Consider the following 26,020-nt stretch of genomic DNA (forward strand, 5'->3'; position numbering starts at 1 on the left):
CTCTGTGCGGGTGGGTGAGGTGAGGTCACCGGTGACGGCTCAGGGCAGTGAGGGCGAGACGGGCATCCTGCGGTGTTTCGGGCAGCAGTTGCGGCTGCTGCGGACGAGCAGGGGGCTGACGCGGGCGGAGTTGGGTGCGAAGCTCAGTTACGGCGAGGACATGGTCGCCTCGGTGGAACTGGGGCGACGCATCCCGAAACCGGAGTTCATCGAGCGTGCGGACGCGGTGCTGGAGGCCGGCGGCCTGCTGACGGTGATGAAGGAGGAGGTGGCCAGGGCCCGGTACCCCGCCTTCTTCCGGGATGCGGCGAAGCTGGAGGCGGAGGCGGTTGAGCTGCATGTGTATGCCAACCAGGCTGTGCCGGGGTTGTTGCAGACGGAGGAGTACGCACGGGCGGTGTTCGGGGTCCTGCGGCCCCCGCTGGATGATGCGATCGTCAACGAGCGGGTTGCCGCGAGGCTGGCACGACAGGAGATCTTTCACCGCACGCCACACCCGCTGATGAGCTTCGTCATCGATGAGTCTGTGCTGCGCCGTCCCATTGGCGGACGTGACGTGCTACGGGGGCAGTTGGAGCAGGTGTTGCTCGTCAGCCACATGCGGCACGTTGAGGTACAGGTCATGCCGCTGGACCGTGATGAGAACGCAGGGATGGCCGGTCCGTTCACCTTGATCGAGACGAAGGGAGAGCGCAGGATCGCGTACGTGGAGGTGCAGAACGTCAGCCGGGTGCACAGTGATCGGGAATCGGTAAGGGCTCTGGAAGCCAAGTACGGAACGTTGCGTGCCCAGGCGCTGACGCCTCGCGAATCACTCGCGTACGTCGAGAAGTTGTTGGGAGAGCTGTGAGCATCGACAAAGAAGTGCCAGGAGCGGATAGCCGCCTGCGCTGGTTCAAGAGCAGCTACAGCAGTGAGGAAGGCGGGGAGTGCGTCGAGGTTGCCATCGACACCGTTGCCGTCCAGGTGCGTGACTCGAAGCAGGCGCTGGAATGCGGGCCTGTGCTGACGGTTGGGCCGGTGGCGTGGTTGGCCCTGCTCGACGCGATGTGAGCTGGCCGTTCCAGGGGCGGTCGAGCGGGCCTATAGTGGCTCGCCAGGTCGGCGCTTCTCCCAAGGAAGCGCCGACCTGCGCTATGCGGAGCGGCACTCAGGCTTCACGGCTCCCAGGCGGAGTCCAGCGGCCGGCGGCGATCTCCTTGTCCAAACGAGCTTGGAAGTGCGCGTGCGCGGCGCGCATCTCGACCTCGCGGTCAGCCTTGTAGAAGGGGGCGGTGTAGCCGGCCGGGGGTGGAGTGGTCTCTGGGTTCTCCAAGTGGGCGAGGAGGTCGAGGTAGTCCTGTCTGGTCTGGCCGTACCCGAAGGCATTGTAGTTCGCGGTGATCTTGCGGCCATTTGCGTCGAAGAAGGTTTCCGACTCGCGTTGGGCCAAAATATAATACCGTGACTTGTAGATGGCTACGAGCTGGTCTGCGGTGATGCCCAGCCAGACGGATACGAGAGCATCCAATTCGACAAGGGTGGCGCGACGTTCGTATTCCGTGCGCAAGGGAGTGTTGTACTCCCACGTATGAGTAAGGTGCTCGGTCAGCGGCTTGATATTTGGCCAGTTTGGGTAGGCCCAATTTTCGTAATGTGGCCAAGTGGGGTGGAATAGTTCATGCCAAAGCGGAGCGTAGGCACTGGTCAGCGCATTCAAGCGGAGCGTGCGGAGGAGGAGGGGCTGGGCCAGTGGATGGTCAGGAGTGGGAGCGGGCATCTTGTGAGCTTCGGCTACCTGAAGATGGGAACGACCTGTGATACGCAGTAGATAGTCCAGAGGTAGCGTAGCCCAGAAACCGGCATTGAGGGTGGTTAGGCGGTTGTCCGCGAGTGCCATCGAGTGAACGGCATGTACATGCGCAGGGCCTGGAGGGATCAAGGCGGCAAAAAGGCTTCGCTCAGTGTCGAAGGGGATCATTACTCGCCAAGCGAGGCGAAAATGGTCCGTATAAGGGCGACCATTCCATACATCCTGGGCCGACACATAGCCTTCTTTACTGGTGTTGCGGATGTAGTTTGTGCGCGGAATCGTGCCCACTGGCATGTCGGGGAGAGCTTGAACTTCATAATCGTTGTGGTTGCGTAGCGGGTGATTCGGCTGCTTCTCGAACGGGGTGGCGATACCCAAGTGGGGCCCTTGTAGGATTACTTCAGCAAGGTCCTGTGGAGATGCTTCTGCCCAGCGGATGATGCCTTCTTTTTTGGCACCCGATTCGTGATAGCCGCTGGCGATCCGGGGAGAATTTGAGACGAGGCGGTGAGGTGCGGTCGCCAGGGCTTCCGCGGCTGCTTCTTCGGCGGTTGTTACGGGGTAGAGAAGTGCCCCTTCGCTACTTGGTGTGTCCGAATTGCCTGACAGGCGCAGCCATTTGTGCAGCCGTATGGAGTCGACTTCGATTATGCGTTGGCGGTGTGGGCGAATTTCCCACTCGCCTTTGTGCTTGATTCCCGGGAGCTCTCCTTCTCCGTCATGGGTGAGTGTTTCGGCCAAGGTGCTGGCATCGAAAAGCCAGCTGATGTGGGGAAAAGAGATGGTGGAGGCGAGGCCGTAGACGTTGATGGAGAACTGCCGGGTCTCCTTGATGTCAGGGAATGCGTGCCGCTGATTCCAGAAATGAGCGTGAAATCGAAGGTGTCGGTAAGTTGCAGCGCGAAGTTTAGCTTCGCGTCCTCCTCTGAAATGGCTGTCCGGGTGGATCAGTCCGGCCATTCCTGATGGTCCACTGTTGCGCCAGGTCCTGCACATGAACGCGCGATAGAGGTCAGGCTGTGTCCCGGTCAACAGAGGGTAGGAAGTCGGGCTGAGTAGCCACGTAGTGGTGCCGATGTTAGTAGCCAATTCACTCGAGTAAAAAGTGATTCCTTTGTTCTCCAGTGCCTCCCTCTTGTGTAGCCGCTTCTCTTCGGTGGTTGGCCTGGCCGTAAGCGCGAACCAGGGGTCCAACTCTGCCAATACCTGGTCTTCCCGCCACTCCGGCCTCACCCAAGGCGGATTCCCCACCTGCAGATCGAACCCGCCCCGCGCACCGAAGGCCTGCCCGAACTCCAACTCCCAGTGGAAGAAACCCTGCCGCTCAGCCACATCCCGAGCGACCGCCGCCCATGGATACCGCGACCCCAGCGAGTAGAACCGCTCCATGCCCATCCACTCGGGCAACTCGTCCTCGTACCGCTCCAGTTCGTCCAGCGTGTCGAACTGGGCCACCAGCGAGTCCGCGGCCACGTCCTGCGTGCCCAGCAGCGACTCGGCGAAGTCCAGCCAGTCGTCCAGCGAGGCCAGCGGGATCACCGGGCGGCGCTCGCCCCGGATCTGTTCCTTGCGGCTGCCGCCCCGCGCGCCCTTCGCCTTGACCTCGACGACCTGGACGTCACCGAACAGGTCCTCCGACTCGTACGTCTCCCGCGCGGGCGCGCCCGACTGAGCGGGAACCGCCGAAACGGTCCACCCCGCCGACTGCGAGGCGACCTCCGCCGCTCGCGCGTACGACGCATGCGACCCGTCCAGAAGCGCGGCCTCCTGCACCGGCCAGAACCACAGCGCGCACCACGCGTCCATCAGCGTCTTCAGGCGCCAGTACGGAGTGTCGACGGCTTCCAGGTCGGCCTTGACCTTCTCCCTCGGGACCGCGACCTCGGGCGAGCGCAGCCAGCCGTCCTCCGCGCCCCACACGTCGATCCGCCGCGAGATCTCCCGCTCGGAGATCTCCAGCCGGCGGACGACCAGCCCCCACAGGTACTCCGCCCGCCGCGCCAGGCCCTGAAGCCGCTTGGTCTGCGTGGCGTTGGGCGACTTGGTGATCGCCTTGCGCCAGGCCGCGAGCGCCTTCGACTCCTCCGGGGCCAGGGCCTTGGCCTCCTTCTCGGTCGCGACCGCGCCCCACTCCTTCGCCGGGAGGAGGAAGTGGTGCACCGCGCCCTCGGGCAGCGAGGCACCCGCCAGCGCCTCCGACAGCGGGAAGCGTTCCGGTGTCGTCCCCAGCCAGCCGCCCTTTTTCAGGCGCTCGGCGGAGTACACCTCACGCCGACCGCCGATCAGCGAGTTGCCGCGCCGCAGGTGCAGGCCGAACCACGGGGCCTCCATGCCCGGGTGCATCGTGTTGAGCCACAGCGACACCTCCGCCAGCTCCACCGCCGTGTTGTTGAGGTCGACGCCGTAGGAGTTGTGCAGGGCGATGTACGCCTTGGCCTTCTGGAGTTCGACCGCGTACTTCTCCGTGTCGATGGCGACGCCCAGTTCGTCCTGGCGGCGCCGCAGGTACTCCGCCGCGACCTGGTTGATCGCCTCGTTGAGGAACGCGCCCGAGCCGAGCGCCGGCTCGCAGATCTTCCAGTCCAGCATCTCGCGCGCCTCGGTGACCGTGTCGTCCTGGTCCAGGCGGTGCTGCAAGGCGAGTTGGACCGTCACCCGGGTCAGGGATTCCGGCGTGTAGTACGAGGCCGACGTCTGGCGGTCGCGGCCCGAAAGGCGGTACACGAACGCGCCCGGCGCGTACCGCACGCGCCGCTCCTCACCGGTGTCCGCGTCCGAGTGCCGGACGAACACCTCGTCGGGGTACTCGTCGGCCTTGGTCGACGGGATCAGCCAGGAGCCGTCCTTCGGGTCGCCGTGCTTCGCGACCTCGTACAGCTCCTCGCCCGCGACGAAGCCCGAGTAGGACATCAGGCCCTCGTACACGGCGCCGAGTTGGTTGATGCCGAGCTGGGCGTAGGAGATGAAGCCGCCGCGCTCGCGCTTCTTGCCGCGGGTCAGCATCAGCAGGCGCAGCACCCGGTACAGGGTCTCGTTGCGCAGGCGGGTGTCGATGAAGCGCTCCCCGCCCTCGGGACCGGCCTCGGCCTCGCTGTCGACACGAGGGTCGGGGACGGCGTGCCGGCCGATCAGCCGGATCGCGTCCGGTTCGAACAGCTTGGAGTGCAGGGGTTCGAAGCGCAGCCCGACGTCCTCCGACGTCTTCGCGGTCACGGCTTCCGACGACTCCGCGTCCACGCCGTGGGTGCGACGCGGGCGGTGGCCCTCCTGGACCTTGCTGAACAGCAGGTCCAGCGACTCGTACAGGTAGAAGCCCTTGCGGGACTTCTCGTCGACCAGATCGCGCTCGGCGATCAGCTCGCCGAGGCGGTCGAGGCCGTAGCCCATCTGGTACTCGGGGTAATCCGAGGGCAGGATGCCCAGTTCGGGGCGGGCCTCCGCGTACAGCAGGAACAGGATCCGGTACAGGTAGCGCAGCGACTCGCGGGTCAACTGGCGTCCCAGCTCGGGGAGTTCCTTGACCTCCTCCGGGCGGACGCCGGCCTCGCGGATCCGGTCCAGGACCTCGTTGGCGATCAGCTCGACGCTCAGCCGCAGGCCGTCGCGCAGTTCGCTGGAGACGCCCACCGCGTGCTTGGTCGACTTGTCGATGAGCGTGGCGAGGGGGTTCTCGCCGCCCTCCTCCGGCGTGCGCAGCGAGTCGGCGCCGAACAGGGCGGCCACCGTGTCGAGTTCGCCGCCCGCCTTGGTGTCGTTGCGCTCCAGTGCCGTGTCCAGCGACACCGCCAGGTAGCGGCCCTCGCCCCAGGCCGCCCGGTCGGCGAGGACGACGACGCCGCCGACCAGCAGCAGCACGTAGCGGGGGGCGTCCTCGCAGGCGAACAGGAAGGAGGCGAGCTTGGAACCGGTGGTGAGGGTGTGCTGGCCGTCCAGGCGCAGCTCGTCCAGGAGGCGTCCGGCGCCGTCGGGGTCCAGGGCGTCGTCGGGCTCGGCGGACCAGCCGCAATGCAGGGCGACGAGGTCCTTCTCCGCGTGGGCGACCGTCACCTCGTGGGACTGGTCGGCGCGGACGACGGTGAGCGTGCCCGGCTTGGCGTCGAAGCCGAGGGCGTGCAGCACCTCCGCGTTGAGGGCGCGGACGCGGTCGCGCCACTCGGGGGCGTCGTACGTCACGGCGTCGTCGCCGGTCGCCGCGTGCTCCTCGTCCATCGTGAAGTACGAGCGGGCCGCGAAGTAGGGGCGGCGCAGCGCCCGCAGGCCCGCGCGCGGAGTGACCGGCAGGGCGCCCTCGGGGCGCTCGGCGCCGGCGGCGTCCTCCTCGTGCTGCTTCCACTGGGCGAGCAGACCGGACTTGAGGTCCTTGGGGAGGACCTCGGCGAGGTAGTGCGCGGAGAAGTAGTCGCCGCGGTTGACCAGGGAGTCGAACGTCATCTTCGTGAACCTCTGCGTGATGCGGTCAGGCGGCGTGGGCGGTGGCGGGGGCCAGGACGGCGAGGACGCGCAGCATCGGGCGGCCGGTGGTGAGGAGGGAGTCCGCGAGGGAGGCGAGACGGTCGCGGGTGGCGGTGGGCGCGGAGCCGGCGCCCGCCGTCAGCGTCGGCTGCTCCCACGAGCCCAGGCGGGCCTTGTACTCCTCGATCGGGGCCCGCAGCGGTTCGTCCCACGCCTCGCGGTGCCGTTCCAGGAACGCCTCCGCGGTGTCCAGGACGCCGGGGATCGCCTCGGCGAGGCGGGTGGTGTCGTGGTCGAGGCCCGGGTTCGCCATCGTCGGGCCGACCTGGGCGCGGCGCAGCACCGCCACCATGTCGTCGTCGACCTCGCCGCCCGCGGTGACCGCCATCCACTTGACGACGGTCGGGCGGCCGAGCGCGTTGGAGTAGATGCCCTGGACGAGGTAGGTGGGCCGGGACACGTCGGCGGTCAGCACCGGTGCCTCCTGGCGGTCCAGGCGGACCAGGACCTTGTCCGTGAGCCACTCCATGACCGGGTGCAGGTCGGTCAGCAGGGAGATGTCGGGCCAGCTCGACGTCGCCGAGGCGCGGGCGCGCGTCAGGCTGCTGTCGGCGAGCCGACGGTTGAAGGTGACCTTCAGGCGGTCCCGCAGGCCCTGCTCGCGGACGTAGTCCGGGGGCAGCGCCTTGAGGCGGTGGACCAGGTCGGAGGGCGGGACGAAGGAGAGCAGGCCGGTCTCGGGGTCGGCGGACAGGTCGAGCCGGTCGTGGGCGTCCGGGTAGACCTCGCGCAGCGCCTCGTCGAGGAACGCGCGTGCGGAGGCGAACAGCCGGGGCACGTGCGCCCTGGGCACCGTCCCGGTGCCGTCGCCGCCGCCCGCGTCGGAAGCGCCGGCGGCGTCGTCCTCCGGTTCGTCGTTCACGGCGCCGAAGAAGTCGGCGAGGAAGTCGTCCACGGCGTCGTCGCCGTCGGCGCCGGAGGCGCGGTCGGCGTCCAGGGACTCGTCCACGGTGCGGCCCCGCAGCAGGTCCTGGATGAGGGACTTCTCCTCGGCCTCCGCCCGGTACAGGCCCGACACCGCCTCCGCCGTGCCCAGCGCCTGGTGGGCCTGGGCCTCGCGCTCCAGCAGGCGCTCCGAGACGAGGGTGTCGTCCTTGGCGCCGTCGACGGAGCTGGTGAGGATCAGCGCCCGGAACTGCGGCTGGTGCGCCTGCCCGTAGCGGTCGATGCGACCGTTGCGCTGCTCGATGCGGATGAGCGACCAGGGCACGTCGTAGTGGACGAGCTGGTGGCACTGGCGGTGCAGGTTGACGCCCTCGGAGGCGACGTCGCCGGTGAACAGGATGCGTACGGGCGTGTCCGCGAGGCCGAAGTCCTCCACGCACTGCATCTGCTGCTCGTCGGACAGGCCACCGTGCATGACCCGGGCCGCCTCCTGGGCGGCCTTCCCCTTGAAGCCGAGGGCCCCCGGCACGGCCCGCGCCAGCCACTCCAGGGTCTGCACCCGCTCGGAGAAGACCACGACCCGGGTGTCGGACTTCGGCCCGACGCCGATCTCCCGCAACTGCTCCAGCAGGGCCCCGAACTTGCCCGAGTCCGCCTCCGTCATGCCCGAGGCCAGCTCCAGGAGCCGGTGCAGGGCAGCGCGTTCGGCGGCCGTCGACTCCGGGTCGTCCTTCTTCTCCAGCGTCTTGACGCGCGTGGCGACCGTGGCCTTCAGCGCCGCGTGGGAGGAGAGGAAGGACTTCAGCAGCGTGTACGGGAACAGGGGGACGTCGCTGACCGACTTGGAGCCGTCGGACGGCAGCCAGACCGCGGCCAACTCCTCGAAGACCTTCTCCTCGGCGGGCGTGGCCGTCACCCGGATCGAACGGGAGGGGCCGCGGTCCGCCCACTGGCCCTTCATCTGCTCCCGCACCTCGGGGCTGACCTTGGTGCGGCGGATGAACAGGTGCTTGATGTCCTCGGCGCGGTAGTGCTCTGGGTCGCGGATCGCGGCCGGGTCGAGCAGCGAGATCAGCTCGGCGAAGGAGCGGGCGTCGCCGTTGTGCGGGGTCGCGGAGGCCAGCAGGAGGGCGTCCGTGTGCGGGGCGAGCGTGCGGGCCAACTGGTTGCGCAGGGAGCCCTTGTTGATGAGGTTGTGCGACTCGTCGATGACGACCGCGTCCCAGTTGATGCGCTCCAGGTGGTGCTTGTACTGGTCGGTGTTCTTCAGGGTGTCGATGGAGACGATGACGCGCTTGAAGTACGTGAACGGGTTGCGGCCCGCGGGGATCTCCCGCTGGATCCGCTCGATGCCCACCGAGTCCAGACGCACCAGCGGGATCGCGAACCGCGTCCACAGCTCGTGCTGGAACTGCTCCAGGACGTGCTGCGGGGTGACGACGAGGATGCGCTCGCCCCGGCCGCGGCGGATCAGCTCGGCGAGGGTGAGGCCGATCTCCAGGGTCTTGCCGAGGCCGACGACGTCCGCTATGAGCAGGCGGGGGCGCAGGTTGCGGCCCGACAGGGCGAGTTGCGCGGGACGCTGCTGGTAGGGGAGGGAGTCCAGGAGGAAGGAGTCCGCGAGCGCGAGGCCGCGCTCGGCCTGCGGCAGCGGCGTCTTGCGCAGGACCGCCTCCAGGAACAGGCGCGAGCGGCGGAAGTTCGGCGAGTCGTCCCGCACCAGGCGGGTGCGCCTCGGGTCGAGCAGTTCGATCCGGTCCAGCCCGGTGAAGAACACCGCCTCCTGGTCGCGCACGAAGTCCGAGGCGCCGACCGCCTCGATCCGGGCGCCGTCGTGCTCGGTCCGCGTCGCGTTGCGGACCAGCCACACCTCGTCCCGTACGAGGATCTGGGCGCCCGGCGGGAACAGGGCGTCCTCGCCGCGCGTCGCGGGGGCGGTACTCAAGTCGGCGGTCACGCGGGTGCCTCCTGGGCGTTCACGTCGGTGGGCTGGATGCGTCCCGTAGCGGGCGACGGGTGGAGGGTGACCGGTGGGGTCACCGTCGGACCGGCGGGACGCGTGGTCGGGGGAGGGGAGGGGAGGGGAGGTGGGGCTCGGTGCGGCGGGCGGGCGCGGGGCTCAGAACGGAGCCTTCGCCGCATACGCGGCACGGAGGCGCTCCGCCGTCCTGCGGGCCTGCACGGAATGCCGCAGCGTGTGCGTCGCCTCCTTGGGCCGCCTGGGCGCCGTGGGCGGGCGGCGGTCCGGTGCCGGCTGCTCGCGACGGGAGCCGTCGGAGGGCTCCCGCTGGGCGGGAGGGGCGGGAGGCACGGGACCGGGTGCTTCCTGAGCCGTCGGGTCGGCGGGGCCGGGGGCGTCGACCACGGTGGGGGAGGGGGCGTCGACCACCGTGGGGGAGGGCGTCGGCGCATCGGACGGGACCAGTGTGTCCAGGTCGGCCGGGGTGATCTCCGTGCCCGGGGTGTCGCTCACGGGGACGGGCCAGGCGGAGAGGGTGGAGGCGTCGGCGGACGCCGCCTTGTGCCGTTGCCCCGGGGGGTACGCGGTGTGCGCGGTGAGCCTGCGGCGGGCCTGGGCGATCTTCATGCCCTGGGCCTCGATCACCGAGCGGCACTGCCGCACCACCTCGGTCAGCGACGGCCGGTCCTCGGCTTTCTGGGCGAGCATGCCCGTCAGGAGCGGCACCAGGTCGCCGGGCGCACCGGACAGGTCCGGTGCCGTGTCGGGGTCGGTGACGAGGTGGAACACCATGTACGGGGTCGCCGCCTCGTGCGGGTAGTGACCCGTCGCGGCGAAGAGCAGCAGCGCGCCCAGCGCGTACACGTCCACGGCCGCCGTCAGCGGCTTCACCCCGGCGGCCTGCTCGGGAGCCATGCAGATCGGGGTGCCGACGACCTGGTGGGGAGCGGTGAGGGAACTGCTCGACTCGGTGAAGGCGGCCAGACCGAAGTCGATGATCTTCGGGCCGTTCGGTCCGAGCAGGACGTTGGCCGGCTTGAGGTCGCGGTGGAGCAGGCCCTGCGTGTGCACGGCCGACAGCGCCTCGGCGAGGATCGCGCCGAGCGCGGCGGTGAGGACGGACGGCAGCGGTCCGTGCGTCTTCAGGTGCCGGGCGAGGTCCGGGCCGTCCACGTACTCGGTGGCCAGCCAGGGCTGCCCCGCCTCCGCGTCGGCTCCCAGGAACGCCGCGATGCGCGGACCCCAGATGGTCTTGAGCACCTCGATCTCCTGCGCGAACCGCCGACGGGACTCGGAGTCCACTACCGACGGTCTGATCACCTTCACCGCGGCGGGCTCACCACCGGGCGACTCCCCCAGGAAGACCTGGCCCATGCCTCCCTGGCCGATCCGGCCGAGGAGCTCGAAGTCGCCCAGCGAGAGCGGGTCCTCGGGGTTCAGGGGCGTGATCTGCACGTGTGTCCTCGACATTCGATCATGGCGAGCGTCTGATCAGCCGCGATGCGCGCCTGAAGACAAGGTAGTGGATGGGGTCGGGGTCCGGGGCGGGGAGTACGGGATGGGTATATCAACCACTTGAGGTGGAGAACCCGTGGAGAGTTCCGGCCGGGTGTGGCAGATGGTGCCCGTCGAGTGACTCCGGGGGTTCCTTCCGTGGGCGTCCGGCTCCTGTCGGCGGTGCGTCGCCGGTGACGCGAGTGCGCGTGAATGCGGTGACAAGGGGTGGTGTCCTGGCTAATGGGGTGAATCGCCGTGCGGTGAACGGGAGGTCGCGTCCCGGGACGGCAGCAGTTGGCCCCCGGTCAGTCCGCCCGCCAGCAGCCGTGCCGTCTCCTCCGCCAGCCGGGTCGCCCGCTGCGCCTCCGCCCGCAGTTCGTGGACGCGGCGGAACGCCTCCCCGTACCGGCGCTGCTCCTCCAGCGGCAGGAGCGGTACGCGCAGCCGGCCGGGGCTGACGTGCAGCACCGTGCTGCCGGTGGACGCGCCCGCGATGTTGTCCTCCGCGCCCAGGAACCCGGCGAGGAACCAGGCGTCCAGGCGGCCCGGGTCCGGCCGGAAGAGGTGGACGTGGGGGCCGAGCAGCGCGCCCGCCTCCGCGTCGCCCGCGACCCGGGCCATCGGGCCGTCCTTGCTCGCGACCGCCCGTACGAGGACGTCCCCGACGGCGATCACGGGCGCCGTGCCGCTGCGCAGCTCCGCCGGGTCGCCCGTGGGGCCCGACCCGCGTGCGATGTCCGAGCCGGTGAGCACCGCGCGGGCGCCCGGCTGCTCCGAGGTGCCGACTCCGTCTTCCGCGCGGCTCCGGGCCCCCTCCGGCAGTGTCCGCAGCACCGTGAGCGCGCCGCCGCGCGCGAGGTCGGACGCGGTCGCCGTGCGCCACTGTCGGGCCGAGTCGCCCGCCGGGTCCCAGTCGTCGTAACCGGCGGCCCGGACGAGGGACTTGGCGGCCTTGACCAGGTTCCGGCGCGTCGCGTCGGCCTCCGCCGCCAGCTTCGCCGGGTCCACGTCGGCGCGTGAGGCGCGGACGAGACGGGTCGGCGTCAGGTCCACGGTCTCGTCCAGCAGGTCGACCACGTCGACCGCCCGCGCGACGCCGGGCTCGCCCTCGAAGGTGTCCGGGTCCTGAGTGAAGGCGTGCCACGCCTCCAGAGCCTGTGCGGTGATCCGCTCCCAGTCCAGTGAGGTGGACCGGCTGCCGCCGCGGGTGCGCGGGCCCGTCCGGGCGTCCGTCTTCGCACCGGCCGTCGTCCCGTCCGTGTCGACGAACAGCACCGACTTGCCCGCCGCGCCGCCCGGTTCGGGCCGTCGCAGGACCCAGACCTGCAGGCCCACGTGGAACGGCACCGACGCGCCGACCGGCAGCGCCACCACCGCGCGCAGGGCACCGCTGCGGACCAGTTCGGCCCGTACCCGGCGGCCCGACGCGCGGCCGGCCGTCGCGGGCGGCATGACCAGGACCGCGTGACCGCCGGGGGTCAGGTGGGCGAGTGCGTGCTGCACCCACGCCAGTTCCGACTCGGCTCGGGCCGGTACGCCGTACGCCCAGCGCGGGTCGTACGCCAGCTCGTCGTGCCCCCAGTCCCGGACGCCGAACGGCGGGGTGCACAGCACCGCGTCGGCGTCCAGACCGGGGAAGGCGTCCGCGCGGAGGCTGTCGGCGGCGCGCACGGTGACCGTGGCCCCCGGCGCCGCGAGCATCAGGCCCACCGCGCTGCGCCGCGCCTGCACGGGGAGCACGTCCTGGCCGTACAGCTCGGTCGCGCCCCGGCGGGCGGCGGCCTCCAGCAGGGTGCCACTGCCGCAGGCCGGGTCGAGGACGCGGGTGGGGGTGCCGGGGACGAGGCGCGCGAGGAGGTCGGCGAGCGGGTCCGGCGTGCCGTACGCGCCGCTCGCCGCGCTCTCCTCCAGCTCCCGCTCCGCGAGCACGCCCAGCGTGGCCCGGCCGCCCTCGTCCCGTACGCACACGTACAGCGCGCGGAGCACGGCTGCGTCGGTGCCGGCGAAGCGTACGGCGCCCGCGCTCGGCACGGCGTCGGCGACGCCCGCCGCGTCGCGCTCCGCCCGGAGGGCGAGTTCCGCGTCCGGGAGCTGTGCCGCGGCCGTGAGCTGGTCCGGGGTGCGGCGGGCCGCCGCCAGGACGAGGAGCAGCAGGTCCGCCGTGCCGCCGTCGTCCGTGGTCGGGGGGCTGAGGCGGAGGGTCGTGCGCAGTTCCTCGGACGGGCTGGCCGCCGAGGCATGACCGCGTGAGGCGAGCCAGGCCCTGACCGTCTCCAGGTCGTACAGGGGGCTGCTCTCCGTGCCGCCGGAAGGGTCGGGGAAGTCGTCGTACCGGCGACGCCAGTTGCTGACGGTGGCGCGCGTGACCCCGGCGATGCGGGAGATCTCGGCGGCGGTCACCTGCGCGGACGACTGCTGGGGCATGACGGAAGACCTGGACCTCTCGATAGCGGACGTCAACAACCTACAGCACCCGTCAAGCCGGGCGTGCTGGTTGACAACGCTTTCGCGGCTCTGCTTCTCTGGTGGTGCTTCCGGAGGTGCGGAGTCAGGTGCCGGGCGGCGTCGCCGCTCAGACCGGCACCTCGGGGCGCCTCGACCTCAGCGACGGGGCGAGGGGCGCGGGTGAGCGTCCGCGCACCCTTCGACCCCTTCCATGTCGCAGTTCCCTCATCGCAGTTCACGTGCCGCGTCACACGGAAACGGAGCACGACCATGTCCTTCCAGCAGCCCTCCTCCTTCCCGCAGCCCGGCCCCGGTGCGCAGGGCCCCTTCGGCCCCGGCGCGCCCACCGGGCCGGCACAGTCCCCGAAGCGGCGCGGCCGGTGGCTGAAGTACGGGGCGGTCGCCCTGGTGTCCCTGTTCATCGGGGTCGGCATCGGGAGCAGCGGCGACGGCTCGGCGGCGTCGGAGAACGCGGCGGCCGACACCAAGTCCGGGCCCAGACCGACGGCCACCGTCACCGAAACCGTCAAGGCCGACGGCGGGGGCGCCAAGCCCGCGCCCACCGTCACCGAGACCGAGACGGTGACCGCCAAGCCGAAGAAGACCAAGGAGCCGGGCCCGGCGACCAGCTTCTCGGGAGAGGGCGAGTACGTCGTCGGCGAGGACATCAAGGCCGGCACGTACAAGACGGCCGGAGCGGACGGCGGTTTCGGCTGCTACTGGGAGCGGGCCAAGGACGCCAGCGGCGAGTTCGGCTCCATCATCGCCAACAACAACCTGAACGGCCCGGGACGGGTGACCCTCAACACCGGCGAGTACTTCAAGACCAACCGGTGCCAGGAGTGGAAGAGGGTGGGCTGAGCCGGTGTCCGTCCGTCGCCCCCGTGGCCCGGTACCGGGCCGCTCCGAACCCGGCCGAATCCGGTGCACACCCGGATGCGACACTTCGGCACGAGTGACCTCAATGCGGCATTGCCGTACGTCAGATGCTTGGTGCGCGCAACAAGGAGACGGCCTTCGATGACTGCGGCCTTCTTTGGATTCGACGAGGAGGACACCCGTACGGTGCAGACCGCCGTGCGGGGCGGTCCCGACAGCGGGATCCCGGAGTTCCTCCCCTATGAGAAACACGCCGCGAACCGGCTCCGTGAGAAATACGGCCCCAACGCCTTCAGTTGTGGTCTCCTCCTCGGAGGGTGCGGCAAGCTGCTGACCCTGCGCGCCTGTGACGACAAGAAGTCGCACTTCGCCCACCGCCCGCCCGTCCGCTGCAACCGCAGCGCCCGGGGCGAGAGCAGTGCCGACCACCTCTACATCGGCGAAGCGCTCGGGAAGTGGCTCCGCACACAGGGGCGGCCGAACATCGTCGTGGACTACGTGAAGCAGAAGAGTGCGCGCAGCGACACGATCGAGATCCGCTTCGGCTCCAGGAAGAAGAAGCGGCTGATCCACGTACAGATGGCCCGACGGTCGTTCAAGGAGTGGCAGCAGGACGGGGCACGGCTCGCCGCCTCCGCCGGAAAGCCGTCCACGCTCCGCACGTACGGGCCGGAAAGCCAGCTGTCCGCATTCGAACTCGAGGTCACCGGATACGCCCTCCGCTTCCGGTGCGAGACCGTGAACGGCACCCGCGTCGTGCACATCGGGACACACCTCCCCGGCCACCGGGTCGAATGGACGACCCTTGACCGGTGCCGCCTCGTCCCGGCCGGAATCGTCACTCCGTGGCTGGAGGAGACCCCGTACGGGATACAGCCCAAGGGCGCGACGACACCGCGGAAACCGGCAGTCTCCGCTGCCGGGACCCGGACGGCGGCCCCGGTGGTACCGGCCTCGGCACCGACGCCGGTACCCGTACAGGAACCGGCGAGGAAAGCCGTCGGGGCGGCGTCCGCCCCGGCGGGTCCCGCGCTTCCTCTCAGGACCGGGAGCCTCGCCTTCACCGGTGCCGTGCTGCTGTCCGAGGAGAACGGCCGCCGCGTCTACGACGTGGACGCGCAGCCCGTCGGATCGGCCCTGTTCCGTGCCCGGATATCGCTGCCGTCCTCGACCGCGGCCCCGGAACCCCACCATGTGTACGTACTGACCGAACGGGCGGCCGTGCTCGGCGGCCCGCAGAGCGGCGACCCCGCTTCACGGTGGACTCTGCGTGCCGAGGGGTACGTCCGCCTCCCCGCCCAGAGGGCGGCGGAATGGGAACTGCTCAAGCCTCCCGGCCCGGTGTCCGAGAAGCCGGTCGACGCGCGGGAGGCAAGGGAGGAGCGGAACGGTGCCCCGTCCGAGGCCGTGAGCGGCTGCCCTGGAAGGGAGCCGGCACCCGGACCTCGACCTCAGTCCCAGCCGGACCCGCAAGAAGCGCCGGGCGCACCCAGTGCCGGGCCGTCGACTCCCGCGCGGAACGAGGCATCGAAGTCCGGGCCCGAGTCCTCCGCTCCGCCGGCGGCACGAGAGGGGGAGGGCCCACGGACACGTCTCCTGGCCCTTCTCCGGCATCTCGATGTGGCAGGCGCCGAACTCTCCCTTCTGGACCTCTACCGGATGCTGGGGGAGGCGGACCGTCTGGTCTCCCGGATCGGAGAGCCTTCCCTGCCGGACACGGTCGTGGAGCGACTGCACCACTGGCGCTCCGCCTACCGCAGCCGCACGGGAACTCCGGCCGTGCGCGGGCGGAAGAACCCGAAGACCCGGGAGGAGTCTGAACGGATCCGGACCCACGAGGCCGAGGCGCGTGAACTCTTCGACCACATGGCCGACGAGTTCCGTGCGGCCCGCGCAGCCGGTGATCTCGCACGGGCCGAGCAGGTACGCAGCGACATGGGACCCGTCTACGCACTCCGCCTGTCGCCCCGGGACCGCGAGGAACTGACAGGTCTGATGCGGGAGTTCAAGCAGTGGGTGCGCGACCGGGAACCGAAGCCTCCGGCCGGCACCGCACGGGAACCCCTGTCCCCTCTCACCGACCGTGTACGGGCCGTCCTGCAGGACGTGGCACGTGCCGGCACCACGATCACCTGGGAAGGCCTGCGGCACCGTGCAGGCGGGGACACGTCCCTTCTCCACCCGCAGCACCGGGAGGAGATCCTGACGATGGCCGACCGTGACACGCCGGCGGACGAGCCGCTGCTGTCGGCGCTGGTCGCAGGGGCCGATCTGTCACCGGACGGTCTGTACCAGCGCATCCGCCACAGCCTCGGCCGGGAGCGAGTACCGGACCCGTCCATCGAAATGCACTGGCGCATGGACGTACTCCGCCTGCACCAACTCTGGCGTCACCGCTGACACCTGCCCGCCGGCATCTTCCTTCCCCTCACCAGGAGTTCTCCGTGCCACCCCGGTTCGAGACCGCCCGTTTCCACGTCGAGACAGGCCCCGGAAGCCTCTTCGCGCGAGTGCGCCACATCCTGGGCGAACCGGTACGGCTGAAGGCCCATGGCGCTCACGTCACCGAGCGCCTGCGGCAACGGGGCGCACCTCTCGAGACGGTGACCCGCTTCGACCCGGAAGGCTGGGAGCTGGTCTCGGCCGAGGTGCGTACGGACACCGGCAAGTGGGTGAAGTCGACCTGGCGGGTGCGGGCGGACGGGCGGGACTGGTGGGTGGTGATCGGACTGGGCAACTCGCTCGTCACCGTGATCGACGTGGACCCGCGGCGCCAGGGGAGGGGCGAGACCATCGTGACTGAAGGACCCCTGTACGCACGGGTCGACGCCGTCAACGCGGAGCTCATGCTCGGCGCGTGAGAGCTGTCAGGCGCCGTCGAGCCGTGGGGAGCCGCGGGAAGGACGGCCGGTGCTTCGGTGCACCGGCCGTTTCCCCTCAATCCTTCTTCGCCGTGGTGTAGCGGACGGGCCAGTCCTCCGTTTTGACCAGCAGGCCTTCACGTGCGAGCTCGCGGAGGATGTGGCGGGTGTTCTTTTCCTGGGGACTGTGGCCCGCGTCGCGCAGAGCGCGCAGGCCGCGAGCGGTGTCCCAGTGGCCACCATGGGTACGCACCGCCTTTTCGAGGTCGGCGCGTTGGCTGGATGTGGCGGCTGTCGGTTCGGTCATGGTGTTGGTCCTCAGGCCTGTTCGGCTGTGGCGGGCGCGTGCTCGCGCCTCGTGTGGTTGGCGATGCTCGCCGGGGCGCCCACGTAGGAGCACGACGGACACTTCTGCCATACGCCCTCGGCGACGGCACGGGCGCTCACCGAGTGTCCGGGGCCGTATCCGTGGGCGTGCAGCAATTGGGCGACGGACGAACCGTATTCGGCTGCCAGCAGGGCCGCCTCCGCCACCTTGTCGTGGCCCGGGGCGAAGAAGGAACCCGCGCCGACCTTCTTGGCGCAGCCGCACCAGCAGGTGCCGGTCGGAGTGAGGTGGGGGAGTGGCTTCCCAGGCGTCGTCGTCATGCCGGCACGGTAGTTCAGCGGGCGTGAAAGTGTGGGGGGATTGTGGTGATCTCCGGGGTGGGACGGCGGAGTCGCGTTGTCCGGCGTCAGCCATGCAGTGCCTGGTCACGCGATCGGGTGATGCTGCCGAGGACGGGCACGGGTGGGGGGCGCGGTCCGTTTGGTCCTGTGACGAGGGCTTCTCGTTGTTCTCATCGCAGACCACGGGGGTACACATGGGTCTCTGCTTTCATCGCAACCCCGACGGGACGACGACCGGGCGCAATGACGCCAGCGGGTTCACCGTGACGCATGCCGACGAGGAGGAGGTGAAGAGGCTGTTGTACGAGGACGCGGGGTGGCAGTACACGCCGCCACCGCCGCCGGTTCCGGCGGGGTTCCATCGGTTCGCGCTGGTGCACGAGGAGTTCGGCGCAGTCGGGTTCGGGGACGAGCGGTATGCGGGGGTGCGGGAGCGGCCGCCGGAGGGCTGTGTGCCGGTCGACTGGGGGTGTTTCGCGCTGGAGTGCGAGCGGCCGGGGAAGACGCTGCTGGACGCGGTCGCCGGGACCGTCGCGGAGGTCCGGCGCGGGCACGGGCTGGTGCTCAACAGCCTGGGCGTGGAGAAACCTCAGGAGTGGCTCGGCGACGACAAGGACGGAGACGCGGCGGTGATCGCCGCGCACCTGTTGCTGATGGGCACCCATCGTGCCCGGCTGCTCGGGTACGGGCGCAAGGACCTGGTCCGGCTGCTCGACTCGACGGGCATCGAGTAGCCGACCAGGACCAGGACCAGGACCAGGAGCGGGGTCAGGGGCAAGAAGGCAGGAGGGCTGTCGGGCCGGGGGCGAAGTCCGGGTCGATCTGGGACGCCAGGTCCTCACCGGTGCGGGCGTCGGCCCAGGAGCGGGCGTTGCGGAGGTGGAACTCCACGGCGTGGCGGTGGAGGCGGTCCCAGTCGCGGGGGTGGGAGTCGACGGCCTCGCGCAGGACGGTCAGGGCGTGGCGGTTGTGGGGTTCCAGTGTGCTCAGGGGGGTTGAGGCGTCCGGGGCGTCGGGGCCGGCCGGTGCTGTCCTGCCCTGTTCCGCCGCCCGTACCCAGTCCGAGTGCACGAGGTGGGTCAGCAGGTCGTCGCCCACCTGGTTCTTGAGGAAGAGGAGGTCGTCCTCGCAGGTCACCTTGTTGCCGACGACCGCGATGCGGATGCCGAACTCGCGGGCGTGATCCCGGTACTGGCGGTAGACGGAGACGCCCTTGCGGGTGGGTTCGGCGACCAGGAAGGTGAGGTCGAAGCGGGTGAACAGGCCGGAGGCGAAGGCGTCGGCGCCCGCGGTCATGTCGACCACCACGTATTCGCCGGGGCCGTCGACCAGGTGGCCCAGGTACAGCTCCACCGCGCCGAGCTTGGAGTGGTAGCAGGCCACGCCCAGGTCGCTGTCGTCGAACTGACCCGTCGCCATCAGCGGGACGCCACCGGCCCGGACTACGTGCCGCGCGTGCAGTTCGTCGTCGCCCAGCAGGTGCAGGAGGCGTGAACCGCGGCCGGGCGGAGTCGTCTTGATCATCGACTCGGTGGAGGTGATGCGGGGGTTGGTGCCGCGCAGGTACGCCTTGATGTCGTGCAGGCGCGGGCCCAGGGGAGGGGGTGTCACCGGGGCGCCCTCGGCGGGGGCGAGGGCCTCGGCCAGGTGCTGGTTGATGTCGCCGTCGATGGCGAGGACCGGGGCGCCGGTGCTCGCCAGGTGACGGGAGAAGAGGGCGGACATCGTCGTCTTGCCGCTGCCGCCCTTGCCGACGAACGCGATCCTCATCGGCACTCCACCGTCTTGAAAACGAATGTCATGTCGGTAGATTTAGAGGGGGGCCGGGGTGGGGTCAAACACTTCGGGGCGTGTCGGCGCCACTTCACGCTTACGGGTCGAGGAGGTATCAGCCCGCGACGAGTTCGCGCACCGGCTGTTCGGCGCGGGAGGCGGGCCGCAGCCGCGAGGTGCGCCACAGCCACAGGACGTCGCGGCCGAACGACCACAGCAGCAGGCCCAGGGCCAGCGCCACCACCCCGACGTTGACCGGGTGCGGCAGCAGGTCCGCGCCCGCCACCAGCAGGAGGACGCCCTGCAGCGCGGCCACCGTCTTGCGGGCCGTGCTCGGCGGGAGGGCGGCGTTCAGCCACGGCCACACCCGGGCCGCGGCGACGAAGACGTACCGCATACCGCCGATCAGCAGCACCCAGGGGCCCATCGCCATCGACACGTACACGCTGAGCACCAGGATGAGGAACGCGTCGACCTCCATGTCGAAACGGGCGCCCAGCGCGGTCGACGTGCCGGTCCTGCGCGCCACCTTGCCGTCCACCCCGTCGAGGACGAGGGCCACGGCGGTCAGTCCGACGAGGAGGGAGACGGGCGGAGTGTCCTGGAAGGAGTCGGCGACCAGCGCGGTCACCCCGCCCACCAGGATCGCCCGGCCGAGCGTGACCCGGTTGGCCGGGCCGAACGAGCGCAGCCGGGACCGGTGCAGGGCCCGGGAGAGCACCGCCCAGGTGGCGATCGCGAACGCGAGGCCGGTCAGCCAGCCCGCCGGGCCCATGCCGATCGCCGTACCGAGAAGCGCCAGCAGCAGGACCTGTACGCCCGCCCCCACGGCGGTCTCCTGCTGTACGAGCCTCGCGTCGTAACTGTTGTTCAGGGCCACCGAACACCCTCCGGCCGTGTGACAGAGTCGATCAACGCCGCTGCCTTGTGCGCGGCCTGTGCACCCCTCGGTACGGGTACAACTCGCCGTTCGTTCAGGAGGAATTCGATGAACCGCACCGCTCGTGCGTTCTGGCTCGACTCGCCCGGGCGGGGTGAGATCCGTGAGATCGCCCTGCCCGCCCCCGGTGAGGACGAGGTGCTGGTGCGCTCGCTGTACTCCGGGGTGAGCCGCGGTACGGAGACCCTCGTCTTCCGCGGCGGGGTGCCCGAGAGCCAGTACACGGCGATGCGCGCGCCGTTCCAGGAGGGCGACTTCCCGGGGCCGGTGAAGTACGGCTACCTCAATGTGGGCGTGGTGGAGGAGGGGCCTGCGGCACTGGTCGGGCGCACGGTCTTCTGCCTCTACCCGCACCAGACCCGTTACGTCGTCCCGGCGAGCGCCGTGACACCCGTGCCCGACGGCGTGCCCGCCGGCCGGGCCGTGCTGGCCGGCACCGTGGAGACCGCCGTCAACGCCCTGTGGGACGCGGCGCCGTTGATCGGCGACCGGATCGCCGTCGTCGGCGGCGGCATGGTCGGCAGCTCGGTGGCCGCGCTGCTGGCCCGTTTCCCCGGCGTACGCGTCCAGCTCGTCGACGCCGACCCCGCGCGCGCCAGGACCGCCGAGGCCCTCGGCGTCGGATTCGCGCTGCCCGGGGACGCCCTGGGCGACTGCGACCTGGTCGTGCACGCCAGCGCCACCGAGCAAGGGCTCACCCGGGCGCTCGAACTGCTCGGCGCCGAGGGCACGGTGATCGAACTGAGCTGGTACGGCGACCGGAAGGTGAGCCTCCCGCTGGGCGAGGCCTTCCACTCCCGGCGGCTCGCCATCCGCAGCAGCCAGGTCGGCACGGTCTCCCCGGCCCGCCCCGGCCGCAGTTACGCCGACCGGCTCGCCCTCGCCCTCGACCTGCTGGCCGACCCCGCGCTCAACGCGCTGATCACCGGCGAGTCCGCGTTCGAGGAGCTGCCCGGCGTCATGCCCCGCCTCGCCTCCGGCGAGATCCCGGCCCTGTGCCACCTCGTCCGCTACGACCACGTCACGCCCTGATCGAAGGGCCACCGCCTGACCTGAGAAAAGACGGACCGGAGGCTGAACGCCGAACGGCGGACGGCCGTACTACACGGCATCCCCGGCGGCGATCGGCCGGGGGGCAGACGCGCCGCACCTGGAGGGTCGTCCGTTGTTCAGCATCACCGTCCGCGATCACATCATGATCGCCCACAGCTTCCATGGCGAGGTCTTCGGACCGGCCCAGCGCCTGCACGGGGCCACGTTCCTCGTGGACGCCACATTCCGGCGCGAACAGTTGGACGAGGACAACATCGTCGTCGACATCGGCCTCGCGACGCAGGAACTCGGGGCCGTCGTCGGCGAGCTGAACTACCGCAACCTCGACAACGAACCCGACTTCGCGGGGATCAACACCTCCACGGAGTTCCTGGCCAAGGTCATCGCCGACCGGCTCGCCGAGCGCATCCACAAGGGCGCGCTGGGCGAGGGCGCCAAGGGCATCGCGGGACTCACGATCACCCTGCACGAATCGCACATAGCCTGGGCGAGTTACGAGCGTGAGCTGTGAACGACGCCACCGCCACCGTGACCGCCACGGCCACCCAGCGGGCCCGCCTGGACTACGTTCCCCAGCAGGCCTCCTTCCCGGGGAACGGAGGGATCATCCCCATGTCCCTGCGCTCCGTGCACTTCCTGATGCCGGGCGGCGTCGACGACCCGGCCGCACCGAGCGGTGGCAACGCCTACGACCGGCGCGTCTGTCTGGACCTGCCCGGATTCGGCTGGGAGGTGCAGCGGCACGCCGTGGCCGGTGACTGGCCCCGCCCGGACGCCGCCGCCCGCACCGCGCTCGCCCGCACCCTGCGCGAACTGCCCGACGGCGCCGTCGTCCTGCTGGACGGACTGGTCGCCTGCGGGGTCCCCGAGATCATCGTCCCGGAGGCGGAACGGCTGCGGATGGCCGTCCTCGTCCACCTCCCGCTCGGCGACGAGACCGGGCTCGACCCGGCGGTCGCCGCCGACCTGGACGCCCGTGAGCGTACGGTGCTGCGCGCGGTGCCGGCCGTCATCGGCACCAGCGACTGGGCGGTACGCCGCCTCGTCTCCCACCACGGCCTCGCACCCGACCGCGTCCATGTCGCCGCTCCCGGCGCCGACATCGCGCCCCTCGCCTCCGGCACCGACGGCGTCTCCCGGCTGCTGTGCGTCGCCGCCCTCACCCCGCGCAAGGGCCAGCACCGGCTGGTCGAGGCGCTGGCGGCGGTGTCCGACCTGCCGTGGAGCTGTGCGCTGGTCGGCGGGCTCGGCCATGACCCCGAGTACGTCGCCCATCTGCGGTCCCTGATCGGCGAGTACGGCCTCCAGGACCGGCTGGAGCTGGCGGGACCGAAATCCGGCGCCGAACTCGACGCCAGTTACGCCGCCGCCGACCTGATGGTCCTCACCTCGTACGCCGAGACGTACGGCATGGCGGTCACCGAGGCGTTGGCGCGTGGCATCCCGGTGCTGGCCACCGATGTCGGCGGCCTGCCCGAGGCGGTCGGCCGCGCCCCCGACGGCGGGGTGCCCGGCATCCTCGTACCGCCGGAGAACCCCGCCGCCATCGCCGTCGAACTCCGCGGCTGGTTCGGCGAGGCGGACGTCCGCCGCCGGTTGAAGGCGGCCGCGCGCGGCCGGCGCGCCGCGCTCGGCGGCTGGGCGAGCACCGCACAGAGCCTGGCGGCGGTACTGCGCCGGCTTCCGACCGAACCCCGGAGGGCCGCATGACCAGCCCGTCAACAACGCAGACCCCGTCAACAACGCAGACCCCGTCAACAACGCAGACCCCGTCAACAACGCAGACCCCGTCAACAACGCAGACCCCGTCAACAACGCAGACCCCGTCAACAACGCAGACGGCCCAGGCGGCGCAGCCGACGGCACCGGCCGGACCGGGCGGCCCCACCACCCGGCAGTCCGTCATCCCCGGGGCCGGCCCCGCGCTCCGTCCCGGGGAGCGGGACACCCTCCGGCTGCGGGAGGCCGCCACCGCCGACACCGATGAACCCGCCCGGTACGCGCCCGAGTGGCTCCAACTGCGTGAGCCCGCGGACGCCCACGCACGCGCCCACGACCTGCTCGACCCGCTGCGCATCCGGCTCGCCAACCTGCCGCAGCGGGCCGGCGGTTTCATCGTCCACGACATCGGCTGCGGCACCGGCTCCATGGGTCGCTGGCTCGCGCCCCGGCTGGACGGCGCCCAGCACTGGATCCTGCACGACCGGGACCCCTACCTCCTCCACTTCGCCGCCGTCGCCTCCCCGCGGTCCGCCGCCGACGGCAGCCGCGTCAGCGTGGAGACCCGGCGCGGCGACGTCGCCCGGCTCACCCCGGAGGCCCTGGCCGGCGCCTCCCTGGTGACGGCGTCCGCACTGCTCGACGTCCTCACCCGCGAGGACGTCGACGCCCTCGCCGCCGCCTGCGCCGGAGCCGGCTGCCCGGCCCTGCTCACGCTCTCGGTGGCCGGACGCGTCGAACTGACCGCGCCGCACCCGCTGGACCAGGAGATCACCGAGGCGTTCAACGCCCACCAGCGCCGGGGCGGACTGCTCGGCCCGGACGCGGCCACCGTCGCCGCGGAGGCCTTCGCCGAACACGGTGCGACCGTACGGCTCGCCCCGAGCCCCTGGCGGCTCGGCCCCGAGCATGCCGAACTGACCGCGCAGTGGCTGCGGGGCTGGGTCGGCGCGGCGGTCGAGGAACGCCCCGAACTGGCGGAGCCCGCGGGCCGTTACCTGACCGAGCGCCTGGAGGCCTGCGCGGCGGGCGAGCTGCGGGTCGTCGTCCACCACAGCGACCTGCTCGCCCTGTGCCGGCCGTCGGGTGCCGCCGCGTGAGTGCCCGGACGGGGGGAACACCGGCCCTGGACACCCCGGTACCGCGCCCCGGCAGCGCCCCGCGCGCTCTCCTCGCCCGGCTCAACACCCCCACCGTGCGCACCCGCCTCGGCAGCGCCGCCGGTGTCCTCATCCTCGCCGTGCTGCTGTGGCGCCTGGGCACCGGTGTCCTCCTCGACGGGCTGCGCCGGATCGACGGGCTCTCCGTGCTGGCGGCGCTCGGGATCGGGCTGGTGACCACGGTGTTCAGCGCCTGGCGCTGGGCCCTGGTGGCCCGGGGCCTGAGAATCCGGCTGCCGCTCGCTCCGGCCGTCGCCGACTACTACCGTGCCCTGTTCCTGAACGCGGCCCTGCCCGGTGGTGTCCTCGGCGACGTCCACCGCGCGGTGCGGCACGGGCAGAGCACCGGTGACCTGGGCCGCGGGGTGCGGTCCGTGGTGCTGGAGCGGACCGCGGGACAGCTGGCGCTGTTCGCCGCCGGGGCCGTGATGCTGCTGACCATGCCGTCGCCGGTCCGGGACGACATGCGGCAGGCCGTCCCGCTCGTGGGCCTCGCCGCACTCGGGGCCTGTGCCGTCGTCCTCGCCCTGTGGATGAACCGGTCGGCGTCGTCACGCCGGGGCCGGGCGCCGCGGCCGGTACTCGCCGAGGCCCGCGAGGGGCTGCTGTCCCGGCGCAACGGTCCGGGTGTGCTGCTCTCCTCCCTCGTCGTGCTCGCCGGATACCTGGCGATGTTCGTCCTCGCCGCCCGCGTCGCCGGAGTCGGCGCGGCGGTGACCGAGCTGCTGCCGCTGGGAGTACTGGCGCTGCTCGCCATGGCGCTGCCGCTGAACGTCGGCGGCTGGGGCCCCCGGGAGGGCGTCGCCGCCTGGGCGTTCGGCGCCGCGGGACTGGGCGCGGGCCGGGGACTGGCCGTCGCCGTGGTCTACGGGGTGCTCAGCCTCGTGGCGAGCCTGCCCGGAGTGATCGTGCTCGTCGTCCGCTGGTACGCGGAACTGCGCGCCGGGCGGCGGGCGGCCGCCACCGCCGCCCGGCGCGCCCGGGAGGACACGGCCTATGCGCCGTCGCTCACCGCGTCGGCGGAACCGGTGGTGCCTGCCGAGCCGGCCGGGGTCGCCGCCTCCGCCGCGGTGCTGCCGGAGGTGAGCATCGAGAAATACGCGCCGAAGGAATCCACGAGGCTCGCCAGAAGCTCTTTGCCCTTTTCCGCGGAGCCCAGTGAAGGGCGTCCGATGACACCGGAATCGGTATAGGCGGTCATTCCCAGCGTGAGCAACTGGCGCCGGTCGTCGGCGACGTGATCGGAGGTCTCATAACCGGTACGGAGCAATTCGGGATGAGTGTGCAGAAGGACGGAGGTCTCGATTTCTCCCGCGTGCATGTCGGTGAGCAGCGAGGTGACCACGCCGGCGTGCCGGCGCGCGGCCTCCCAGTCCTCCGACGCCGGGAACAGCGACATCCGCTCGCCCCGGGCGGAGGATTCCTGAACGACGTTGCCGAGTACGTAGTTTCCGCCGTGTCCGTTGACCAGCACCAGGGTGTCCACGCCGGACCGGCGCAGCGAGTCGGCGATGTCCCGTACCACCGCGTGAAGGGTCACGGAGGAGATGGAGACGGTTCCCGGCCAGGCCGCGTGCTCGTGCGAGCACGAGACCGTCACCGGAGGGAGGAGATGCACCGGGTACGTGTCGGCGATCTCCCTCGCGACGGCACACGCCACCAGTGTGTCGGTCACCAGCGGCAGGAACGGGCCGTGCTGCTCGAAACTCCCGATGGGAAGGACCGCGATCTGCCGTGAGACGTCGGCGCCTCGATTCCGTACATCTTCTGTAGTATCCGCCGGCAACAGACCGTGGACCGGGCCGTATGCCGCCGACCGCTTTTGTGAACCACCCATGCCCTCACGGCCTTTCGTCTCTGCTTAGGAACTCGAGA

19 protein-coding genes and 1 pseudogene are annotated in these 26,020 nt (G+C 70.9%); 11 read left to right on the forward strand and 9 right to left on the reverse strand.

Annotated features, from left to right (window positions below; translation table 11 throughout):
• Positions 1-31 precede the first annotated feature (31 nt).
• Positions 32-850, forward strand: coding sequence for a helix-turn-helix domain-containing protein (locus AC6F7H_RS26770; RefSeq protein ID WP_500759595.1), 819 nt, complete (start codon positions 32-34; stop codon positions 848-850).
• The gene (locus tag AC6F7H_RS26775; protein WP_500759596.1) at positions 847-1,053 is read left to right on the forward strand and encodes a DUF397 domain-containing protein; all 207 of its coding nucleotides are present in this window, start codon (positions 847-849) and stop codon (positions 1,051-1,053) included. The genes AC6F7H_RS26770 and AC6F7H_RS26775 overlap by 4 nt, the downstream gene beginning before the upstream one ends.
• A gap of 97 nt (positions 1,054-1,150) precedes the next feature.
• On the opposite strand, the gene AC6F7H_RS26780 is transcribed toward AC6F7H_RS26775, so the two are convergent.
• From AC6F7H_RS26780 to AC6F7H_RS26795, 4 genes are all read right to left on the reverse strand, one after another.
• Positions 1,151-6,223 (reverse strand): class I SAM-dependent DNA methyltransferase, encoded by a 5,073-nt coding sequence (locus AC6F7H_RS26780; RefSeq protein WP_500759597.1) that lies wholly within the window; start codon positions 6,221-6,223, stop codon positions 1,151-1,153.
• A 25-nt stretch (positions 6,224-6,248) separates the two neighbouring features.
• Positions 6,249-9,146, reverse strand: coding sequence for a DEAD/DEAH box helicase (locus tag AC6F7H_RS26785; RefSeq protein WP_500759598.1), 2,898 nt, complete (start codon positions 9,144-9,146; stop codon positions 6,249-6,251).
• Between the two features lie 162 nt (positions 9,147-9,308).
• The gene (locus tag AC6F7H_RS26790; RefSeq protein ID WP_500759600.1) at positions 9,309-10,604 is read right to left on the reverse strand and encodes a serine/threonine-protein kinase; all 1,296 of its coding nucleotides are present in this window, start codon (positions 10,602-10,604) and stop codon (positions 9,309-9,311) included.
• A 279-nt stretch (positions 10,605-10,883) separates the two neighbouring features.
• The gene (locus tag AC6F7H_RS26795) at positions 10,884-13,070 is read right to left on the reverse strand and encodes an N-6 DNA methylase (protein ID WP_500759602.1); all 2,187 of its coding nucleotides are present in this window, start codon (positions 13,068-13,070) and stop codon (positions 10,884-10,886) included.
• A gap of 291 nt (positions 13,071-13,361) precedes the next feature.
• Here AC6F7H_RS26795 and AC6F7H_RS26800 point away from each other — a divergent pair, with 291 nt between their 5' ends.
• The 3 genes from AC6F7H_RS26800 (at position 13,362) to AC6F7H_RS26810 (ending at position 16,831) form a co-directional block, all read left to right on the forward strand.
• Entirely contained in the window at positions 13,362-13,952 is a 591-nt protein-coding gene (locus tag AC6F7H_RS26800; protein WP_500759604.1) for an Rv1352/Rv1906c domain-containing protein, read from the forward strand.
• A gap of 159 nt (positions 13,953-14,111) precedes the next feature.
• On the forward strand, positions 14,112-16,370 hold the full coding sequence (locus tag AC6F7H_RS26805; protein WP_500759605.1) for a competence protein CoiA family protein: 2,259 nt from the start codon (positions 14,112-14,114) through the stop codon (positions 16,368-16,370).
• A gap of 44 nt (positions 16,371-16,414) precedes the next feature.
• Positions 16,415-16,831, forward strand: coding sequence for a hypothetical protein (locus AC6F7H_RS26810; RefSeq protein ID WP_500759607.1), 417 nt, complete (start codon positions 16,415-16,417; stop codon positions 16,829-16,831).
• 76 nt (positions 16,832-16,907) lie between these two features.
• Here the strand turns inward: AC6F7H_RS26810 and AC6F7H_RS26815 are convergent, their stop codons facing one another.
• Both AC6F7H_RS26815 and AC6F7H_RS26820 read right to left on the reverse strand, forming a co-directional pair.
• On the reverse strand, positions 16,908-17,138 hold the full coding sequence (locus AC6F7H_RS26815) for a hypothetical protein (protein ID WP_500759609.1): 231 nt from the start codon (positions 17,136-17,138) through the stop codon (positions 16,908-16,910).
• A gap of 11 nt (positions 17,139-17,149) precedes the next feature.
• On the reverse strand, positions 17,150-17,479 hold the full coding sequence (locus tag AC6F7H_RS26820) for a hypothetical protein (RefSeq protein ID WP_500759611.1): 330 nt from the start codon (positions 17,477-17,479) through the stop codon (positions 17,150-17,152).
• A 215-nt stretch (positions 17,480-17,694) separates the two neighbouring features.
• On the opposite strand from AC6F7H_RS26820, the gene AC6F7H_RS26825 reads away from it, so the two are divergent.
• On the forward strand, positions 17,695-18,234 hold the full coding sequence (locus AC6F7H_RS26825) for a hypothetical protein (protein ID WP_500759613.1): 540 nt from the start codon (positions 17,695-17,697) through the stop codon (positions 18,232-18,234).
• A 34-nt stretch (positions 18,235-18,268) separates the two neighbouring features.
• Here the strand turns inward: AC6F7H_RS26825 and AC6F7H_RS26830 are convergent, their stop codons facing one another.
• The gene (locus AC6F7H_RS26830; protein ID WP_500759614.1) at positions 18,269-19,270 is read right to left on the reverse strand and encodes an ATP-binding protein; all 1,002 of its coding nucleotides are present in this window, start codon (positions 19,268-19,270) and stop codon (positions 18,269-18,271) included.
• Positions 19,271-19,388: 118 nt separating this feature from the next.
• Positions 19,389-20,153: a CDP-alcohol phosphatidyltransferase family protein gene (locus AC6F7H_RS26835; protein WP_500759615.1), complete on the reverse strand. Its 765-nt coding sequence runs from the start codon at positions 20,151-20,153 to the stop codon at positions 19,389-19,391.
• A gap of 108 nt (positions 20,154-20,261) precedes the next feature.
• Here AC6F7H_RS26835 and AC6F7H_RS26840 point away from each other — a divergent pair, with 108 nt between their 5' ends.
• The 5 genes from AC6F7H_RS26840 to AC6F7H_RS26860 all read left to right on the forward strand — a co-directional run bounded on the left by AC6F7H_RS26840 (position 20,262) and on the right by AC6F7H_RS26860 (position 25,338).
• Positions 20,262-21,245 carry a zinc-dependent alcohol dehydrogenase gene (locus tag AC6F7H_RS26840; RefSeq protein WP_500759617.1) on the forward strand — a complete coding sequence of 328 codons (984 nt, stop codon included), beginning with the start codon at positions 20,262-20,264 and terminating at the stop codon, positions 21,243-21,245.
• Between the two features lie 133 nt (positions 21,246-21,378).
• Entirely contained in the window at positions 21,379-21,777 is a 399-nt protein-coding gene (locus tag AC6F7H_RS26845) for a 6-pyruvoyl trahydropterin synthase family protein (RefSeq protein ID WP_363041997.1), read from the forward strand.
• On the forward strand, positions 21,774-22,976 hold the full coding sequence (locus tag AC6F7H_RS26850) for a glycosyltransferase family 4 protein (protein ID WP_500759619.1): 1,203 nt from the start codon (positions 21,774-21,776) through the stop codon (positions 22,974-22,976). Before AC6F7H_RS26845 ends, AC6F7H_RS26850 begins: the two co-directional genes overlap by 4 nt.
• A complete protein-coding gene (locus tag AC6F7H_RS26855; RefSeq protein ID WP_500759620.1) occupies positions 22,973-24,085 on the forward strand; it encodes a class I SAM-dependent methyltransferase in 1,113 nt (370 codons plus the stop codon). Before AC6F7H_RS26850 ends, AC6F7H_RS26855 begins: the two co-directional genes overlap by 4 nt.
• The gene (locus AC6F7H_RS26860; protein ID WP_500759622.1) at positions 24,082-25,338 is read left to right on the forward strand and encodes a lysylphosphatidylglycerol synthase transmembrane domain-containing protein; all 1,257 of its coding nucleotides are present in this window, start codon (positions 24,082-24,084) and stop codon (positions 25,336-25,338) included. The genes AC6F7H_RS26855 and AC6F7H_RS26860 overlap by 4 nt, the downstream gene beginning before the upstream one ends.
• On the opposite strand, the pseudogene AC6F7H_RS26865 reads toward AC6F7H_RS26860, so the two are convergent.
• Positions 25,224-25,982, reverse strand: a pseudogene (locus AC6F7H_RS26865) (creatininase family protein); the annotation flags it as partial. The gene AC6F7H_RS26860 and the pseudogene AC6F7H_RS26865 overlap by 115 nt on opposite strands.
• Between the last annotated feature and the right edge of the window lie 38 nt (positions 25,983-26,020).

Source organism: Streptomyces sp. MMS24-W38 (assembly GCF_059889265.1).

Bases quoted from the DNA above. Each gene is read 5' to 3' on its own strand.
- AC6F7H_RS26780 (WP_500759597.1), bottom strand. From the start codon at position 6,223: ATGACGTTCGACTCCCTGGTCAACCGCGGCGACTACTTCTCCGCGCAC.
- AC6F7H_RS26795 (WP_500759602.1), bottom strand. From the start codon at position 13,070: ATGCCCCAGCAGTCGTCCGCGCAGGTGACCGCCGCCGAGATCTCCCGC.
- AC6F7H_RS26800 (WP_500759604.1), top strand. From the start codon at position 13,362: ATGTCCTTCCAGCAGCCCTCCTCCTTCCCGCAGCCCGGCCCCGGTGCG.
- AC6F7H_RS26805 (WP_500759605.1), top strand. From the start codon at position 14,112: ATGACTGCGGCCTTCTTTGGATTCGACGAGGAGGACACCCGTACGGTG.
- AC6F7H_RS26815 (WP_500759609.1), bottom strand. From the start codon at position 17,138: ATGACCGAACCGACAGCCGCCACATCCAGCCAACGCGCCGACCTCGAA.
- AC6F7H_RS26820 (WP_500759611.1), bottom strand. From the start codon at position 17,479: ATGACGACGACGCCTGGGAAGCCACTCCCCCACCTCACTCCGACCGGC.
- AC6F7H_RS26825 (WP_500759613.1), top strand. From the start codon at position 17,695: ATGGGTCTCTGCTTTCATCGCAACCCCGACGGGACGACGACCGGGCGC.
- AC6F7H_RS26830 (WP_500759614.1), bottom strand. From the start codon at position 19,270: ATGAGGATCGCGTTCGTCGGCAAGGGCGGCAGCGGCAAGACGACGATG.
- AC6F7H_RS26840 (WP_500759617.1), top strand. From the start codon at position 20,262: ATGAACCGCACCGCTCGTGCGTTCTGGCTCGACTCGCCCGGGCGGGGT.
- AC6F7H_RS26855 (WP_500759620.1), top strand. From the start codon at position 22,973: ATGACCAGCCCGTCAACAACGCAGACCCCGTCAACAACGCAGACCCCG.